Genomic DNA, 523 nt, shown 5'->3' on the forward strand with positions numbered 1-523 from the left:
ATATGACTTAGCACTTACAGGACTTGCATCAAGAAAGATTGCAGCAGTTATGAATGAAGAGAATATACCAACACCAAACGAACGTAAAAAAGAACTTACAAATATGGATTATGAATATAACATAGTATCATCAGATACAAGAGATGCACCAACATGGACAAATGGTACAGTGGTAGATATTTTATCCAATGAAAATTACACAGGCACTTATGTCTTCAATATGCAAGAAAAGTCGGTATTGACTCCTGGTAGTTTTAAATTTAATCCTAAAGAAGAATGGGGTAGAGTTTATGACCACCATGAAGCTATCGTTTCAAGAGAAGAGTTTGAAAGGGTTCAAGCTATCAAAGAAAATAATAGTTTCTTAAAAGGGAAAAATACTGACTATACATGGAGAAAGCATTCCCCATTACAAGGCTTCGCAAGATGTCCTACTTGTAACCATATTCTGGGACTTACTCAATCAAAGTTTAAACGACCGGATGGAAGCATGAGAATACACAAGTATTTTCATTGTAGGATC

General features: G+C 35.0%; 1 protein-coding gene. It reads left to right on the top strand.

Going from position 1 to position 523, the window contains the following annotated elements; genetic code table 11:
• A partial coding sequence (locus tag AC3A84_RS04815) for a recombinase family protein (protein WP_487968512.1) occupies window positions 1-523 on the top strand: 523 nt, incomplete at both ends.

Source organism: Paracidovorax sp. (assembly GCF_057642795.1).